This is a genomic window from Streptomyces alanosinicus (assembly GCF_014650595.1).
GTDB lineage: Bacteria > Actinomycetota > Actinomycetes > Streptomycetales > Streptomycetaceae > Streptomyces > Streptomyces alanosinicus.
The window spans coordinates 1-17,086 of record NZ_BMVG01000069.1; the positions used below are offsets into that span (position 1 = coordinate 1).

The window sequence follows — 17,086 nt, forward strand, 5'->3', positions numbered from 1 at the left end:
TCGGCCGCGGTCAGGTCCGCCGGATCCTGCCGGCCGAGGGTGTGCGCCGGCGTCGCACCCAGTCCTGGACCCGCTCGAAGGACCCGGACTTCGAGGGAGAAGGACCCGGGCCCTCGGCCTCTACACCTGCCCGCCCGAGGGCGCGACGGTCGTCTGCACCGACGAGCTCGGCCCGGTGATCCCCCGCACGTTCCCGCCGGCGCCGGGCCGGTCGCCGGAACGGCCACCGCATCAAGTCCGAAGTCGACCACAGCCGTGGGCCGGAGATGACCTGGGTCCACGGCGCGCTGCGAGTGCGGGACGGACACGAAGTCACCATGACCGCTTCCTCCCGCAACAGTGCTTTGCTTTCTGCCAGGAGAAGGTCGAGGCAGCCGATCCCGCAGGTGACATCTGTGCCGTCACCGACAACCTGTCCTCGCACAACAGCGTGTCCACCCGCACCTGACTGGAGGACACCTGGCTGGAGGACCATCCCAGAATCCGGCCCGTCTTCATCCCCGTCGGTGCCTGCTGGCTCAACCTTCAGAAGGGCTGGTGGCGCAACTTCCGCAAAGCCGCCCTCGCCGGCCAGCCCTTCCAGCCCGTGCCGGCAGGTTCGGGGTCGGAGCCGGTCGGGCCGCCGGCTCCGACCAGTCCCTTGATCCCTTCGCCGAGTTCGTTCAACGGTCGGCTGGGGCGATCCTACGGATCAGAGTCCCGGAACTCTTGCCCTCCGGGACCTGGGCATGTGGTGGGTCGCCGCAGAAGCGGCACTCCCCGGCCTGCCCGACGATGTCCGGCTCTCGTGCGGGCCGAGAGGGATTCGAAGGATTCGAAGCGCTTCAACATGTTGATCCCTCAGGAGTGCAAATCACCATGAATCTGAGGGGAGGCAGCGAATCGAACTAGAGGGCCGACGGGGGTTGACCCTGAAATTCTGTGGCCTAGAACCCGACATAAGAGCGTGCTATGGTCGCGTACCAAGTGAGTCGAAGCGCTTCGATGAGCTCTTCACAAAACGCTGTGCGACAGGGGGGCGGCGCTCTGAGCGCTGGGCACGTTGTACGGAGCGGACCATTAGGCTGGGGCCAGCACTGGTTCTGGCTGCTCAACGCCGATCCGGGCAAGGGGGAGGTCGTCCTCCTGGAAAGGCGTCTGTTCCAGGGAACGGCCGAACAGCGCCAGTCCCAGCACGCGGCGCCGCGCACGGATGGGTACGACCATCAAGGAGTGGACGCCGCTGTCGCGTACCTTCTGCGCCCGCACCGGGTCGTGGTCGACCCAGGGGCCGGCATGGGTGTCCAGCACCGGCTCCAGGTACGACCGGCCCGTGCGCATGGCGGCGGAGAACAGCGAGTCCGGGTGGGCGTGGACCACCTCTTCACGCACCCACGGCAACTCCAGGACACCCAGGTCGACGGAGGCCATACCGGCACGGCGCAGCAGCTGCGGGCGGCCACTCGTCATGCCGTTCCGTGCCGACGGCTCGGCGCCGAACGGAACAGACTCCACGAGATCGACGAGGGCGTGGTCGGCCAGCAGGGGCACGGCGAGCTCTGCCAGCTCCTGCCCGGTCCGCATCACGTCGAGGGTGCTCCCGATGTGCGTGCCGGCCTCGCTGAGGATGGCGAGGCGCTCACGCGCCCGCCGGTCCCCGGTGACGTCCACGGTCATGGAGCACACGCCCACCGGCGTGCCGTCCGCGCCCTGGAGACAGAAGAACGAGGCTGCGAAGGCGTACTCACTGGGCCGGTCCGCGGGCGGCCACGCACGGTACTCGTGCACCGTCGTCGTGCCGCTCTGCAGCACCTGCCGCATCACCACCTCGAGCGCTTCGGCCTCGACGGCGGGCAGTGAGTCCTCAGACCGCGCCCGAAGCGCCGGTGAAGGGGAACGCCGTCGTGACGCTCCATGGCGTCGTTCACCCACACACAGCGCATCTGCGGGTCATAGACGGCGATGCCGATCGGGGCTCGGGCAAGGAGTGACTCCCGCACTGGTTCCCCGGTCGCCCCCGAGGACAGGGAACCTATGTCCGTCACGGACACCAGCCACCGGATGCCGGCGTCCCGCCCCCGCAGCAGCGAGACCCGCAGCGTCATCCTGAGCGTTTGGCCGTCGCGGTGGCGTATCGCTGCGGTGCCGGACCAGCCGCCCTGCGCAGGGCACTGCTCGGAGAACTCCGAAGCCCTTCGTTCGTCGTCGGGGGGCGCCAGGACGTGTGCGGCGGAGCGGCCCACCACCTCCCCGGCCGAGTAACCGACGAGTTGCTGAGCGGCATGCGTCCACCCCACGACGATGCCCTCGGCATCGAGCATCGCGATCGCGGCGTCGGGCATCTCGCGGGGCTCGCCTGCCCGGGCGAGGAGGGTGTGGTCGGGGGTTTGGTCAGTGTTGGTCATCGCGGTCGTCCCATCGGGGCGGAGGTGAGAGCGTCGGCACTTGGCGCGGCGGCCCCTGTGTGCAGCCGCGGTGAACGGCGATGTCCTGGCGAGCGGCACACGGTGCGGCATGTGTCGCAGTTGAGCAATATGCCCATTTCTGATGGAATAATCAGATGCAATCGCTCGGGCGTCAAGTCCCTCACAGGTGATCGGATCATCAGGCGCGTTTGCTGGGCTCATCACTCGGCGCCCTCATCCCGCCGGAGCGGGACGAGGGCGCCGTGGCCGCGCGGCCTCACAGCTGGATAGGCAGGTGGCGAGGCCCGCGGAGCATGGCGTTCTGCCGGTACGGGGGCGGGTCCTCGACCAGGCTGGCCCCGCCGAGGTGGGGAAGCAGCGCGCCGAGCGCGGCCTGCGCCTCGATGCGGGCCAGGGGTCCGCCGTAGCAGAGGTGGATGCCGCTGCCGAAGCCGAGGTGCTGGTTGTCCGGGCGAGCGGGGTCGAACCGGTCGGGCTCGTCGAACCGCATGGGATCGCGGTTGCCCGAGGCCAGCGCCAGAATGACGGACGCGTGCTGCGGGATCTCGGTGCCGGCGACGTCGATGTCGGCGTGCGGGACGCGCCCGCGCATGTGGACCGGGGGCTCGTAGCGCAGCAGTTCCTCCACCGCGCGCGGCAGCAGTTCGGGTTCGCGTCGCAGCCGGTCCAGCTGCTCGGGGTGACGCAACAGGGTGAGCGAGCCGTTGGTGATCAGGTTGACCGTCGTCTCATGCCCGGCGATGAGCAACAGCACGGCGGTTTCCGCGAGTTCCTCCTGGGTGAGCCGCAGGGCAGGGTCCGGTTCGTTGACGAAGGCGGACAGCATGTCGTCGCCCGGATCGCCACGCCGCTGCTCGGCGAGGTTCACCAGGTACCCGCCCATTTCCATCCGCGCCTGGTCGCCGGCCTTGTCCTCCTCGGCGGAGTCATCCTCGGGCCTGACGTCGGCGGCCGCGACCAGCGCGTCGGACCAGGCCCGGAACAGTGGTTCGTCCTCGCGCGGCACGCCGAGCAGCCGGCAGATCACCGTGACGGGCAGCGGGTAGGCGAAGTCGTCGACGATGTCGATCTGCCGGCCCGCCTCGAAGGACTGCAGCAATTCTCTGGTGATCCGGTCGATCTCGCCGCGCATGGAGTCGACCCGGCGGGGGCTGTGCGGAGGCCCGAAGGGCCGCATGGCCAGCGTGCGCAGCCTGTGGTGCTCGGGGTCGTCGAGCCGGAGGAAGGGCGGCTTGTGAGCCACTTCACCCCGGGTGCGGGGGTCGGCACTCATCCGCGGATCGTGGAGCAGAGCGGCGATCTCGTGGTACGTGCCGATCAGATAGCTGCCGTCTGCCTGCTGCACCACGGGACCGGCCTCGCGGAGTTCCGCGTACAGGGGGTAGGGGTTGGGGCGGCTGGCGTAGTCGGTGATCCGTGCCAGCAAGGTGGCGGAGTCCATGACGGCTCCTCGTGGTCGGGCGGGACGTGGGCTACACCACCGTCAGCCGGCGGTCGGGAAGATGGCCGGTGAGCGCGACGGTCGGGCCGTGAGACAGCCCCGACGGATCCGGCACGAGAGAGGGGATCGGGATGTCGGCCGCGATCGCCCGGTCCTGCGCACCGGGCGGCGGCGGGAACGGCGCGGCTGTCTCGATCAGGTGCCGGTAGTAGTCGAGCGCCTTGGCCATGTCGACGGTGACGGCGGCGGTGACCCGGCCCTGGTAGCCGTAGACCATGGCCAGCCGGCGTGCCTCCAGGGATCCCTGGGCGATGACGATGTGGTCGGAGTAGGTGGGTACGCCCACGGACTTGATGTTGAGTCCGAACTGGGTCGACCAGAACGTCGGGATGGACAGGTGCGGGCGCTGCAGCGGCCCGGGGTTGACCATGTTGTGGGCCGCCACCTCGGCCTGCTCCACCGCGTTCCCCCAGTGCTCCAGGGACAGCATCTGGTAGCCGAACAGCGGGTGAGGGAAGCGGGAGACGTCGCCGGCCACGAAGACGTCGTCGGTGACGATCCCGTACATGTTGAAGGCGCGGCATCCTGCGTCGCAGGCGATGCCGCGCGGGCCCGCCGCCAGGCCGGAGTCCGCCAGCCACTCGACGTTGCGGATCGCACCCAGCGCGACGACGCACACTTCTGCGTCCACGCGGCTGCCGTCGGAAAGCTCCGCGCCGGTGAAGCCGCCGTTCCCGCGCAGGGTGGTGACCGTCACCCCGGTGCGCAGATCCACGCCGTGGTTGCGCTGCATGACCGCGGCGAGTTTCGACAAGGTGCCGCCGAGAGCGCCGACCAGCGGTGCGGGGCCGCGTTCGGCGACCGTGACCTCCAGCCCCAGTTCCCGGCAGGCCGAGGCGATCTCCGAGCCGGTGAAGCCGCCGCCGATCACCAGCACCCGCTCCGGCCTCGCATCCAACCGTTCGGCCAGCCCGGCGGCGTCCTCCCGGGTCCGCAGGGTGAACACCCCGTCCAGGGCGGCTTCCGCCGGGTTGGGCCAGGGCCGCGCCCGGGTGCCGGTGGCGATCAGCAGCCGGTCGTACGGCAGCGACTCCCCGTCGGCCAGGAGCACCCGTTTCGCCAGCAGGTCCACACCGGTGGCAGCCACGCCGAGGCGCCATTCGGCGTCCGGTTCCCGGCGCATCGGCAGCCCCGTGGTCTCCGCCGTAGCCTGCCCGAGCAGCACCTGCTTGGACAGCGGCGGCCGGTCGTAGGGCGGGTGCGGCTCGTCTCCGACCACGGTCAGTGAGCCGGTGAAGCCCTCCTCGCGCAGCGCCTCCGCGGCCCTCAGGCCGGCCAGCGACGCGCCGACGATGACGATCCGGCCCTCCTTCAGGTCACCGGGCACCACTGCTCACCTCTTCCCCGAGGAGGATCGCCTGGACCGGGCAGGCCGCCGCGGCCTGGCGGACGCGTTCGGCCTGGTCGTCGGGGACGGCCGTGGCGTACAACAGTCCCTCCTCGCCGTGCAGCTCGAACACCTCCGGCGCGAGGAACACGCACTGGGCGTACCCCTGGCAGCGCGTGAGGTCGACAACGGTCCGCATCTCCACCACATCCTCCGCTGTCCCGCCCCCCTCGCTTTCCAGCATGAGCCGGGAATCGCGGGCCCGCACGTCGCAGCTGCGGAACGGAAAACACCGGCGCGCCGAGGGGACAGCGATGACCGACTCGCAGGTGACGGACGGAAGTTGTCGTCACTCGCGCGCGCCGGCCACCCAGTGGCCTTCGTCACCTCGACATTTCCATACAACGTATGGCAATAATGGGAGGGCGATTCCATACAGCGTATGGAACTGCTCGCCCGGACCACATCAGGCGCCGCACATCGCCTGACCGAAACCGCCGTTGGCGCAGACCACGCCACCGGGAAGGAAAGATCATGAAGAAGTTCACGAAGCGCATCGCCGTCACTGTCACCTCCGTGGCGGTGGCGGGTGTCGCCGTCCTCGGTACCGGGAGCGCCGCTTCGGCCGCGCCCCTTGCGTCCGCGCACGTCCAGCGCCCGGCTGTCAGGGCCGAGGCCGCTGATGACGGCTGGGACCACGGTGTCGGCTACCTGCTTGAGCAGGGCTACTCCTGCGACGAGACCCGCGGCTGGCACCAGGACCCGCGCGTCACCGATTCGACCCGGCACGACTGCGACGGTCTCTTCTACCGCGATGGTCACTTCTACCGCGGGGAGGGCCACGGACACCGCTGGACGTCCGACACGTCCTACCCGCACGACGGGACCCGCCACGAGCACGGCGGCAGGGACAGGGACCACGACGGCCTGAGCCGCGATGACCGGTGAGACGGGTACCGCCCGAGGCCGTGAGCCCAGGCCGTTCCCCTCAGTCCAATCCCGGGCGGCGGCAGGGATGCACCCGGCGGTCGGAGGTCGGCGGCCCCGACCGTCGGCCGAGCGAGCGCCGCGCCACCCATCGTGCGATGCGCCGGTGCCGTCCGGCGCCCCGCGACCTGCCGTACCGCCTCCGCCCACGCTGCCTCTTCGCGGCCGGCCGGACGTCAGCCGCCGCCAAGCCACGCCTAGGAGCAGAGGCCGATGAAGAAGTCCTTGAAGACTGTGGAGCGGCGGGTGACCGTGCAGCTGGTCGTCTCGCGCGCCTGCTCACTGCCCCTTTGCGTACGTCTTCGGTATGAGCCCACTGATCCTCATGTCGTCCGTGCCGTCTTCTTCGCCGACGGTGACGAGCCGGTCGAAAGGGTGCTGGGGCGGGATCTTCTGGCTGATGGCCTGGAGGGTTCCGCAGGCTACGCGGATGTCCGCATCTGGTCGGCCGCGGGGCGGGGTGACCAGTCGATGTTCATCGCCCTCGGGTCCTCCGCAGGCACCGACTTGCCGAGGTCCTCGTGCGGGACATCACGTCCTTCCTGCAGTACACGGAGGCTCTGGTGCCACGAGGTAAGGAACGAGTGTCATGTCCCAGTACCAGCTCCGTGTTTACACCCTGCGCAGCCCCGACGCGCTCTCCGCCTACGAGAAGATCTGGGCCAAGCACATTCCCGGCATGGCCAAGCACCGGATCACCACCCACGGCGTCTGGACGGTGCCCGCGGCGCCCAGAAGCGAGACTCCTCGGCTGTACGCCCTCGTTTCCTACAGGGACACCGACGACGTACAGGAGCAGCTGGAGGCGTACCTGTCGAGTCCCGAATTCCGCGCGGACATGGAGGGCTTCGACATCAGCCAGATCGTCGGCCTCGACGAGACCCTGCTGACGCCCACCGCGGACTCACCCTTGCGCTGACCCCGATACGACGCCTCCCCTGGAAGCTGAGACCCTACGGGCTCCGCTCTCGGCGCTTCCGCTGCGACGACTCCCGCCGCGCGATTCCGCGTCGACGAAGGAGCGGCTTCGTCGCCGGCTTGTGGTTGAGTGCCGCGAGGGCGACCAGTTGATGCGCACGAACCCGGCCTCCCGGCACCGCCCCGGCTCGTGCACCGGTGCGGGGACGACTCGAGGTCCGGATCCCGAGCAGGGGCCAGGGCTGGGATCGATGGTCAGGAGGAAACGGGACCGGCGGTTGCGGCCCCCGGCGCGGGCGCGTTGCCGGGGGCCGCCGACGGCACGGGTCTCGTGAGGTCTGCGCAATGACATGGGCACGTACCACCGTCACCAGCGCGCTTTCACGCTGGGAGGGGCCGGCCCTATGCGGCTGGGGCGAGTTCGGCGCGGCCGAACAGCAGTGCGTAGCCGGAGGGGAGCCTGTGCAGGATGCGGGTGAGGAGGTCGGGGCCGGCCAGGACTGCGACGGCGGCGAGGACCGAGCCGGTGTCCCAGCGGGTAGGGCCCACCGGGGCGCTGGTGCGGGCGGCGAGGTCTTTGACGAAGGCCCAGCCGGTCAGCGGCTGGGTGTCGGGGATCTGTGCGGTGAGGATGCGTGCGGCTTCGAAGGGCAGGCGGGCGGCCAATTCGACGCGTTCGTCGCCGGTCAGCTGGCGTCCGAGTCCTGCGAGGACCAGGCGGACGGCTTCCTCGGCTCGTTCCCGGGTGGGGTAGGCGCCTTCGTAACGGACCTTCTCCAGCATCTGCTCGTACGTCATGACGGGCAGGTGCTGGAGTGGTGCACGCCAGTCGGACATCACTTGGGTGGTTGCCTTTCTATCGCTGAGGTGGTCATGCCGGCGCCCTAAGGGGCGCGCGGACACCAGGGTGGTCAGGTGGACTGGGGGCGGCCGAAGAGCAGGTCATAGCCCACAGGGAGCTGGAGCAGGATCTGCCCCAGCAGGTCCTCGCCGGCCGCATCGGCGACCGTGCCGAGGACGGCACTGACGTCCCAGGCCGCGGTCTGGTCGGTCGCTCCCTCGATCCAGGCCGCCGTCGCGCGCACGAACCGCTCCGGGGAGAGGGGTTCGGCGCTCTGCAGCGGGTTGAGCAGGATCAGGGCGAAGCCTTCCGGCAGGCGCGCCGCCAGCTGGGCGCGCACCTCGCCGACCAGATGCGCGCCCAGCAGTGCGAGCACCACGCGGGCCGCGCGTTCTGCTTCCTGCCGGCTGCCGTACTCGCCGCGTTCCGTCACCTGGTCGAGGAACGCTTCTCGTCGCAGGGTCACGTCGGCCGCCGCCCTTCTTCGGCTCCGGTGTGCGGAGGACGGGTGAGGGGGAGACCAGGTGCCCGTCCTCCACCGCTGTTCGGCCCGCATCGTCCGGCTCAGCCGGAGATCTCCTTGCGGTCGGATCCCCCGCCGATGGCGATCTTGCGGGGCTTGGCGCGTTCGGCGATCGGGATGCGCAGGGTCAACACCCCGGCGTCGTAGTCGGCCTTGATGTGCTCGGTGTCGAGCGTGTCGGCCAGCACGATCTGGCGGGAGAAGACGCCCAGTGGCCGCTCGGACAGTTCCATCTGGACGTCGTCGGCCTTCGCCACGGGCCGGCGCTCGGCCTTGACGGTCAGCATGTTGCGTTCGACGTCGATGTCGATCGCCTCCGCGCTGACGCCGGGGAGGTCGAAGGCCACGACGTATTCGTCGCCCTCGCGGTAGGCGTCCATCGCCATCGCGGACGGCCGTGACCAGGTGCCCGTGTTCATCAGCTGCTGAGCCAGCCGGTCGAGCTCACGGAAGGGGTCGGTGCGCATCAACATGGTGAAACACCTCCAGAAGGTTCGGGCAGTTGCTGCCAATGCGCCTCACTGAAACCGTTGTAACATGTCATCCAATGGATGACAAACACGGTGTCGTCATAAGGATGACAGCCAATCGAGGGAGGTGCTCATGACAGCAGCCGACCAGTCGGCCTCCTCCAGTTCCGACTCCCAGAACCCGGCTTCGTTCCTCGCCGCAGCCGCGGCCCTGCACGCCATAGACGACGCTCTGCGCGCCGCCCAGCACGAGGCTCCCGACTTCCCCGATACGCCCGACATCGGCCCGGAGCAGGCCCTGGCCTCCCTCCTACTGCTGAGGCAGGTTCGCGAGCAGCTCGCCGACTGGGAAACCGGCCTGATCGAAACCGCCCGCCACGCAGGCGCCAGCTGGGCCGACCTCGCCCGTCCCCTCGGCGTCGCCAGCCGCCAGGCCGCCGAACGCCGCTACCTGCGTAACCGACCCGGCCCCGCCGGAACCACCGGCGAACAACGCGTCCAGGCCACCCGCGAACGCCGCGCCGCCGACCGCACCCTCGCCACCTGGGCCCGCCACAACGCCGCCGACCTGCGCCGCATCGCCGGCCAGATCACCGCCCTCACCGACCTCCCCATCGTCGCCCGCCACCCGCTCAGTCAGCTCCACGCGGCCCTCGCCCATGACGATCCCGCCGCCCTCATCCACCCCCTGAACGCCACCCGCCCCCACCTGACAACCACCCACCCCGACCTCGCCACCCAACTCGACGCGCTCACGAACTCCGCCACAGCCACAACCGCCGCTCCCGACTGACCGGTACACAGCTCCGCCGCACGAAGGCGGACCTCACGCCCTAAGAGGCACCGGCGAGCCGACCGGGGCCTGCCGTTCTTCAAGATCGATCTCAGTCATCCGCGGGTGACCCTTCGGTCGCCATCACCGCGGGAGGCGGACGTGAAGGGTTTCGCCCCGTCCGGGGCCGGGAGTGAGGTTCGCCTCGCGGGCCAGGAGGCGGACCATGGGGCATCCGAACCCGTCCGGTACCGCCGTTGAGGTCAGGGGCGCGTTCCCTGGGAGTGCGGGGCTGAGGTCAGTGACAGCGACGTGCACCGCGTCGGCGGTATGCCAAGGCTGAGGATGTAGCGGCCACCGCCATGGCGCAGGGTGTTGGTGGCGAGCGCGGAGACCACAAGAGCGAGTGTTTGCGCGGTCTCGGGGACCGAAGTCGGATCCAGACCTGCACCGAAGGCCCGGGGCGGTATCACGGGCGCGAGCGACGTCGGAGGTGCCGCCGCCCTCGACAACGACAGGAGGCCCACGCGCCTGCGCGCGTCGCCTCCATGCCGCTCATGCGCCGCCACCCTGCCTGGCTCCCGGAGGGGATCGGTCGCTCCCTGTGCGTCGCAGCGCCGTATCGCAGCCTGAACTCGCCTGACCACATACGCGCCCAGGCCGCAACGCCCCGGGACCACGGACTCAGCGACCGGCGCCCTGGCCGCTACGACCGGCGGCGAACCGTCCCTCCAGCCCCGTGATGAGCGTGTCCATCACCAGCCGGAACATGTGGTCCCGATCAGGGCCTGGACGGTCTGCGACCGTAGCTTCGCCCGTGTCGGCAGCGACACCGGGGGGCTTGAGGCTCGCCCACTGCTGGAGCGAGCCATTGAGTTCGGCGCTGAGGACACCGACGACGACGGCGACCATGAGAGCGGCGATCTCCGGGACCTCCGACTGCGACACTCCGGCAGCGGCCACGATCGCGGTGAGTGCGGTCCAGAACGGGTCGTCGGGCTGGATGAAGTCCGGCTGGCTGAAGGAGTAGGCCATCAGCTTCGGGTGACGGTGCGCCAGGGTCCGGAAGTCCGTGGCGAGCAGGCGGATGCGCTCCTGCCACGGAGCGTCCTGAAGCGTCACGGTGCGGAACCGGGCGCCGACCATTCTCGCCACGCCGCACAGCACGGCTTCCTTGTTCGGCACGTGGTGATACAGCGACATCGGGTTCGCATCGAGCTCGGTCGCGAGTTTGCGCATGGTGAGCGCCTCGACCCCGTCCGCGTCGATGAGCCGCAGGGCAGCCGCATAGATCCCGGCCTCGGTCAGAGGCACGTCCCTCTTCCTCGTGCCCCGGGGGGGACGCCTCACCTTGTTTTCCATACCCCGTACGGTACCAATTCCATACGGCGTATGTTTCTGTCCGGTGCCATGGGATTGACCAGCGCAACGCGCCCTTGCCCATCCCCTCCACCCCCTCCACGCAGAGGAGCAAGCCATGACCACGCACTCCGCGAACGGCCTTCGCCCCATCCGGTCCCCCCGCGGGATCCCCCTGCTCGGCCACACGCCGCAGATCCCCGACACCAACCCGGTGGAGTACTTCAACGAGCTGTCCAAGCAGTTCCCCGAGGGCATCTACGGCATGGACATCGCAGGCATCGAGCAGGTCTTCGTCTACGACCCGGACCTGGTGGCCGAGGTCTGCGACGAGACGCGGTTCTTCAAGCAGATCGAGAAGACGCCGCTGAGCCATGTGCGGGACTACACGGGGGCGGGCCTGTTCACGGCCCACCAGCACGAAGAGGAATGGGCCATGGCCCACCGGATCCTGCTGCCGGCCTTCAGTCAGCGGGCCATGAAGACCTACTTCGGTCAGATGCTGGAGATCGCCCAGAACCTGGTCGGCAAGTGGGAGAGCCGGGAGGGCCGGCCTGTCGCCGTCACCGACGACTACACCCGGCTCACCCTGGACACCATCGCCCTGTCCGGTTTCGGCTACCGCTTCCAGTCCTTCGACAAGGAGGAGCTGCACCCCTTCCTCAACTCGCTGCTGGAGGCACTGATCGAGTCGATGCGGCGCTCCCAGGAGCTGCCGATGATGACCAGGCTGCGCAAGGCGGACGACAGGAAGTACCGCGCGCACATCCAGCTGATGCGCGACCTGGTCGAGAGCGTGATCAAGGAGCGCCGTGAGGGGAAGGGCACCGGCGAGGAGGACCTGCTCGGCCTGATGCTGGAGGCCACCGACCCGGAGACCGGCAAGCTGCTGGCGGACGACAACGTCCGTGACCAGGTGGTGACCTTCCTGATCGCCGGTCACGAGACCACCAGCGGCCTGCTGTCGTTCGCCACGTACTCGCTGATGCGCAACCCGCACGTCCTGGCGCAGGCATACGCCGAGGTCGACCGCCTGCTACCCGGTGACACGGTTCCGGACTACGACACGATCATGCAGCTCGACGTGATCCCGCGGATCCTGGAGGAGACCCTGCGCCTGTGGGCTCCCATCCCACTGATCGCCAAGGCGCCCATCGACGACACCGTCATCGGCGACCGGTACGAGCTGAAGAAGGGAACCAGGGCCAACATCCTCATGGGCGCGCTGCACTCCCACCCCAAGGCGTGGGACCGGCCGGGGGAGTTCGACATCGACCGGTGGCTGCCGGAGAACCGCGCCGAGCAGCACCCGCACGCCTACAAGCCGTTCGGCAACGGTGTACGTGCCTGCATCGGCCGCCAGTTCGCGCTCACCGAGGCCCGCCTGGCGCTGGCGCTGGTGCTGCAGAAGTTCAGGTTCTCCGACACCACCGACTACAAGATGGACGTCCGCGAGGCCCTGACACGCAAGCCCGGCGACTTCCGACTGGTCGTCCGCAAGCGTCAGGCGCACCAGCGGACCGTCTTCGGCGCCACCGACCCGCAGACCGGCGACACGCAGGCGCAGACAGCGGTCAGCGGCGTCGGTGTGAACCTGACCGTCGCCTACGGCTCCAGCCTCGGCTCCTGCGAGGACCTGGCGCGCACCATCGCCGACCGCGGTGAGCGCTCCGGCTTCGGCACCACGCTGGTGAGCCTGGACGAGCTGGGCGACAACCTGCCCACCGAGGGCCTGCTCGCCGTCGTAGCCGCCAGCTACAACGGCAAGGCTCCCGACAACGCCCAGCGCTTCGACGACCTGCTGGCCGCCGGACTGCCGGAGGGTGCGCTGTCGAATGTGCGGTTCGCGCTGCTGGGCGCCGGCAACACCCAGTGGGTGGCTACCTTCCAGGCATTCCCCAAGCGGATCGAGGAAGGTCTGCTGGCCGCAGGCGCCACCCCGGTCGTCGAGCGCGGCATAGCGGACGCCGCCGGTGACTTCGATGGCATGGCGAGTCGCTGGATGGACACCCTGTGGGCCACCCTGGCCGAGGAGTACGCCGCCGACACCTCCGAGGCGAGCGGTCCGCGCTACGAGGTCCAGCTGCTCACCGAGTCCGACGTGCGTCCCGCCATCGTCTCCGAGCAGGCGTACCCGGTCACGGTGGTGGCCAACGAGGAGCTCGTGGCCGACGCGACCGGCCTGTGGGACTTCAGCATCGAGCCGCCGCGCCCGTCCGCGAAGTCCATCACCTTCGAGCTGCCCGACGGTGTCACCTACGACACGGGCAACCACCTGGCCGTCTTCGCCAAGAACGAACTCGCCCTGGTGGAACGCGCGCTGAGGCGGCTCGGTGTCGAGTACGGCCAGGTGCTCCGGCTGGAGCAGCCCGGCGGCGGCCGCACCCATCTGCCGGTCGGCGTCCCTGTCACCGCCGGCATCCTGCTCACCGAGTTCCTGGAGCTGCAGGACGTGGCCACCCGCTCCCAGATCCAGACCCTGGCCGAGTACACCCAGTGCCCGTGGACCCGGCCGCAGCTCCAGGCGTACACCGCCGACACCGAGGAGGCCGAGGAGCGCTACAGCAAGGAGATCCTCGGCAAGCGGGTCTCGGTGCTGGGCCTGCTGGAGCGCTTCGAGGCGGTCGAGCTGCCGCTGGCGGTGTTCCTGGAGATGATGGGCCCGATCCGACCGCGCTTCTACTCCATCTCCTCCGCCCCGTCGGCCAACCGGCGCCACGTACGCCTGACCGTCGGCCTGCTGGAGGGCCCGGCTCTGTCCGGCGACGGCCGGTACCGCGGCACCTGCTCCTCCTACATCGCCGGTCTCGAGCCCGGAGACGTCGTCTACGGCTACGTCCGGGTGCCCTCCCCGACGTTCGCCCCGCCCGCCGACCCCACTACGCCGCTGATCCTCATCGGCCCCGGCACCGGCATCGCGCCGCTGCGTGGCTTCCTGGAGGAGCGGGCCTGGCAGCACCAGAACGGCACCGAGGTCGGCCTGTCGCAGGTCTTCGTCGGCTGCCGCCACCCGGAGCACGACTACTTCTACCGTCAGCAGATGCAGGACTGGGAGCAGGCCGGGATCGCGCAGATCCACACCGCCTTCTCCGCGGTGAGCGGCCACCCGGCCCGGTTCGTGCAGAACGCCATCGCCCATGCCGCCGACACGGTGTGGCAGGCCATCGAGGACGGCGCGTACACCTACGTCTGCGGTGACGGCCGCCGTATGGCCCCCGCCGTCCGCGAGGCCCTCGCCGCCATCCACCGCCGGCGGACCGGCAGCGACGACGAGACCGCCCAGCACTGGCTTGCCCAGCTGGAAGCGGACGAGCGCTACCAGCAGGACGTCTTCGCCTGACCGTCGCAGGCCGTCAAGGCGCGTGACCCCCAGCCGCCGCGAGGCGTGCGGCACCCCCGCTGCCGGCCGTACGCCTCCCGGCCACCACAAACCCACGGACACGACATGGCACCCATCGGCCCGAAACCGTCGAGTGCCGCTCACAGAAAGCAGATCGTCATGGACAGCATGCTCGCCGGACGCTTCCACCTGGACAGCAAGAAGTTCGCCGTGGAGGAGGTCCCCATCCCCGCAGCGGGCCCGGGCGAGGTTCTCATCGAGGTGAAGGCCGCGGGCGTCTGCCTCTCGGACGTCCACCTGATCGACGGCTCCCTCGTCCCCCTGTTCGCCACCTCCGACACGGTCACCGTCGGCCACGAGGTCTCCGGTGTGGTCCACACGCTCGGCCCCGACCTCAAGCGCGGCCTGCCTGTCGGCACCCGCGTCACCCTGGAGGCCGGCAAGACCTGCGGTAAGTGCGCCGGATGCGTGCGCCGCCGCCCCTGCACCCAGATGCTCACCGCAGGCATCGACTACGACGGCGGCTGGGCCGAGTACGTGATCGCCCGCGAGGACACCCTCATCCCCATCCCCGACAGCCTCCCCTTCGACCAGGCCGCGATCATCCCCGACGCGGTCTCCACCCCCTACGCCGCCGTCGTCACCACCGCGGGCGTCCGTCCCGCCCAGTCCGTCGGCGTCTGGGGCGTGGGCGGAGTCGGCGCGCACAACGTACGCCTCGCCCGCCTGGTCGGCGCCGCACCGGTCATCGCCGTCGACCCGCTGCGCAGCGCCCGCGAGCGCGCCCTGGCCTTCGGCGCGGACTACGCCCTGGACCCGGCCGCACCCGACTTCGCCGACCAGGTCCGCGCGGCCACCGACGGACGGGGCCTGGACTTCGCTTTTGACTGCGCCGGCGTACCCACCGTCCGCGAGCAGGCCGCCTCCGTGCTCGGCCTGGGCGGCTCCCTGATCCTGGTGGGCATCACCCCCAGGCCGCTCACCATCACCGAGGGCCTGACCTTCAACTACCTGCAGAAGCAGGTGCGCGGTCACTACGGCGGCACCCCGGAGTCGGTCTCCGAGCTCGTGCGGCTGACCGCGGCCGGCCGCCTCGACCTGGCCCCCTCCATCACGGATCACATCCCGCTCATCGACGCGGCCGACGCTGTCAGCCGTCTGGAGAACAAGATCGGCGACCCGATCCGCCTCATCCTCGTCCCCTGACGCCTGTCAGCAGGACACCAGGCCACCTCGGGCAGGGGTGAGTGGGCGCCGGTGCTTGAGGGAGCACCGGCGCCCACGGCTTTCCGGCAACCGTGAAGAGGGGGAGCCATGCAGACGACCGACCGCCCGCGCCGCACTCCGCAGCGCAGGGATGCTCACTCCAACCACAGACGCATCCTCGCGACCGCCCGGCAGCAACTGCGGGACGACCCGGACACGAGTCTCGGCAGCATCGCTCAGACGGCCGGCGTCGCCCGGCGCACCCTCTAGGGACACTTCCCCAGCCGGGAGGCGCTGGTCACCGACTTGACGCAGGAAGCAGGACAAGCGCTCCAGCAGGCGTTCGCCGCAGTTCGCGTTCCGGATGCAGATCCTGTCGAGGCGATGGCACGCACGGTGCTGGCGGCATGAGCGGTGGGTGACCAGTACCGCATGCTCATCTCTCTGGGGCGTCGCCATCTGGGAGAGGCAGCCATCCGCGCCACCCTGGCACCGGCCCGCGAAGAGGCCATCGCGAACATACGACGTGGTCAACACCAAGGCGTGTTCGCAGGCCATGTGGCGGCACCCGTCCTCGCCCAGGCGCTGGAAGCACTGATGCCGGCCCTCGCCGAGGAGAACGCCGCGAGCACCTGGGCGGACCCCATGGGTGAGGCCGCGGCCGCCGCGTGACTCGTGGCCGCCGGCGTAGCAGCACAGGCGGCCGCGCGGCAGGTGCAGGACGTTGTCAGGCGAGGTCGGGCAGCGGGCGCCGGGTGACCTCATGGGCGTCGTCCGCAGCGAGGCCGAGCATGCGCAGGACCATCTCGGCCAGGTCGGAGGCGGCCTCGTCGCCGTCGAGGTCCGGGCGGTCCAGCCTCAGAGCCACGAGTGACAGCAGGGTGCCGCCCAGGGCGGACAGGGCGGTGGTCGCGTTGCCGCAGGTGAAGCGGCCCGAGGCGATGCCGATCTCCAGGTCGCGCAGGGCGCGCGGGGCGAGGCCACGGTCGGAGTGGATGTGGGCCAGGCCGCGGTCACGCAGGATCCGCAGGAGTTCCGGGTGGGAGTCCGCCATCCGGGCGGTGAGCCGGAAACCAGCCGCGACCAGCTCGGCCGGGTCGTCGATGCCTTCCACACGCGCGTCGATGACCTGCCCGAACTCCTCCAGGGCGTCCGACACCGCGGAGTCGAACAGCTCCGTCTTCGATTCGAAGTGGTTGTAGAAGGACCCAAAACCGACATCGGCGCGCTCGGCGATGGCCTGGATGCTGACGCTGGTGTCCCCGGTCTCCGCGAGGATCTGCCGGGCCGCACGGACGAGCGCCTGGCGGGTTTCGGCGCGGCGCCGCTCGAAGCGGTTCTTGGGCGGGGCTGACGTCGGCATACGGCCCAGTGTAACCGCCGCGACGATGACACTGCCATTACTGATGAGATCCTCAATTATTTGGGCTGCACCCA

The 17,086-nt window shown here is 69.9% G+C and carries 17 protein-coding genes and 1 pseudogene; 8 read left to right on the top strand and 10 right to left on the bottom strand.

Annotated features, from left to right (window positions below; all coding sequences use genetic code 11):
- Positions 1-1,059: 1,059 nt before the first annotated feature.
- The 5 genes from IE277_RS44700 to IE277_RS44720 form a co-directional block, all read right to left on the bottom strand.
- Positions 1,060-1,800, bottom strand: a complete 741-nt coding sequence (locus IE277_RS44700) for a GAF domain-containing protein (protein ID WP_189959606.1) — start codon at positions 1,798-1,800, stop codon at positions 1,060-1,062.
- Positions 1,800-2,384: a PAS domain-containing protein gene (locus IE277_RS44705; RefSeq protein WP_189959608.1), complete on the bottom strand. Its 585-nt coding sequence runs from the start codon at positions 2,382-2,384 to the stop codon at positions 1,800-1,802. The genes IE277_RS44700 and IE277_RS44705 overlap by 1 nt, the downstream gene beginning before the upstream one ends.
- Before the next feature lie 277 nt (positions 2,385-2,661).
- The gene (locus IE277_RS44710; protein WP_189959610.1) at positions 2,662-3,846 is read right to left on the bottom strand and encodes a cytochrome P450; all 1,185 of its coding nucleotides are present in this window, start codon (positions 3,844-3,846) and stop codon (positions 2,662-2,664) included.
- 31 nt (positions 3,847-3,877) lie between these two features.
- On the bottom strand, positions 3,878-5,233 hold the full coding sequence (locus IE277_RS44715) for an NAD(P)/FAD-dependent oxidoreductase (protein WP_189959612.1): 1,356 nt from the start codon (positions 5,231-5,233) through the stop codon (positions 3,878-3,880).
- Entirely contained in the window at positions 5,223-5,432 is a 210-nt protein-coding gene (locus IE277_RS44720; RefSeq protein WP_189959614.1) for a ferredoxin, read from the bottom strand. The genes IE277_RS44715 and IE277_RS44720 overlap by 11 nt, the downstream gene beginning before the upstream one ends.
- Positions 5,433-5,767: 335 nt before the next feature.
- On the opposite strand from IE277_RS44720, the gene IE277_RS44725 reads away from it, so the two are divergent.
- The 3 genes and pseudogenes from IE277_RS44725 (at position 5,768) to IE277_RS44735 (ending at position 7,139) form a co-directional block, all read left to right on the top strand.
- Positions 5,768-6,181 (top strand): hypothetical protein, encoded by a 414-nt coding sequence (locus IE277_RS44725; RefSeq protein ID WP_189959616.1) that lies wholly within the window; start codon positions 5,768-5,770, stop codon positions 6,179-6,181.
- A 252-nt stretch (positions 6,182-6,433) separates the two neighbouring features.
- A pseudogene (locus IE277_RS48525) lies at positions 6,434-6,667 on the top strand (SsgA family sporulation/cell division regulator); the annotation flags it as partial.
- A gap of 142 nt (positions 6,668-6,809) precedes the next feature.
- Complete coding sequence (locus IE277_RS44735) at positions 6,810-7,139, top strand: NIPSNAP family protein (protein ID WP_189959618.1); 330 nt, start codon at positions 6,810-6,812, stop codon at positions 7,137-7,139.
- 401 nt (positions 7,140-7,540) lie between these two features.
- Here IE277_RS44735 and IE277_RS44740 read toward each other — a convergent pair whose 3' ends face one another.
- The 3 genes from IE277_RS44740 to IE277_RS44750 all read right to left on the bottom strand — a co-directional run bounded on the left by IE277_RS44740 (position 7,541) and on the right by IE277_RS44750 (position 8,975).
- On the bottom strand, positions 7,541-7,975 hold the full coding sequence (locus IE277_RS44740) for a DUF2267 domain-containing protein (protein WP_189959620.1): 435 nt from the start codon (positions 7,973-7,975) through the stop codon (positions 7,541-7,543).
- A 74-nt stretch (positions 7,976-8,049) separates the two neighbouring features.
- Positions 8,050-8,445 carry a DUF2267 domain-containing protein gene (locus IE277_RS44745; RefSeq protein ID WP_189959623.1) on the bottom strand — a complete coding sequence of 132 codons (396 nt, stop codon included), beginning with the start codon at positions 8,443-8,445 and terminating at the stop codon, positions 8,050-8,052.
- A 98-nt stretch (positions 8,446-8,543) separates the two neighbouring features.
- Positions 8,544-8,975: an Hsp20/alpha crystallin family protein gene (locus tag IE277_RS44750; RefSeq protein WP_189959625.1), complete on the bottom strand. Its 432-nt coding sequence runs from the start codon at positions 8,973-8,975 to the stop codon at positions 8,544-8,546.
- Positions 8,976-9,105: 130 nt separating this feature from the next.
- On the opposite strand from IE277_RS44750, the gene IE277_RS44755 reads away from it, so the two are divergent.
- Positions 9,106-9,765, top strand: coding sequence for a type III effector protein (locus IE277_RS44755; RefSeq protein ID WP_189959627.1), 660 nt, complete (start codon positions 9,106-9,108; stop codon positions 9,763-9,765).
- Positions 9,766-10,428: 663 nt separating this feature from the next.
- Here the strand turns inward: IE277_RS44755 and IE277_RS44760 are convergent.
- Complete coding sequence (locus tag IE277_RS44760) at positions 10,429-11,058, bottom strand: TetR/AcrR family transcriptional regulator (RefSeq protein ID WP_229882517.1); 630 nt, start codon at positions 11,056-11,058, stop codon at positions 10,429-10,431.
- Positions 11,059-11,221: 163 nt separating this feature from the next.
- On the opposite strand from IE277_RS44760, the gene IE277_RS44765 reads away from it, so the two are divergent.
- From IE277_RS44765 to IE277_RS44780, 4 genes are all read left to right on the top strand, one after another.
- Positions 11,222-14,443, top strand: a complete 3,222-nt coding sequence (locus IE277_RS44765) for a bifunctional cytochrome P450/NADPH--P450 reductase (protein WP_189959631.1) — start codon at positions 11,222-11,224, stop codon at positions 14,441-14,443.
- 159 nt (positions 14,444-14,602) lie between these two features.
- Positions 14,603-15,649 (top strand): zinc-binding dehydrogenase, encoded by a 1,047-nt coding sequence (locus tag IE277_RS44770; protein WP_189959633.1) that lies wholly within the window; start codon positions 14,603-14,605, stop codon positions 15,647-15,649.
- Between the two features lie 108 nt (positions 15,650-15,757).
- Positions 15,758-15,919, top strand: a complete 162-nt coding sequence (locus IE277_RS44775) for a hypothetical protein (protein ID WP_189959634.1) — start codon at positions 15,758-15,760, stop codon at positions 15,917-15,919.
- A gap of 162 nt (positions 15,920-16,081) precedes the next feature.
- Entirely contained in the window at positions 16,082-16,321 is a 240-nt protein-coding gene (locus tag IE277_RS44780) for a hypothetical protein (protein ID WP_189959636.1), read from the top strand.
- Between the two features lie 55 nt (positions 16,322-16,376).
- Here the strand turns inward: IE277_RS44780 and IE277_RS44785 are convergent, their stop codons facing one another.
- Entirely contained in the window at positions 16,377-17,012 is a 636-nt protein-coding gene (locus IE277_RS44785; protein WP_189959638.1) for a TetR/AcrR family transcriptional regulator, read from the bottom strand.
- Positions 17,013-17,086 lie beyond the last annotated feature (74 nt).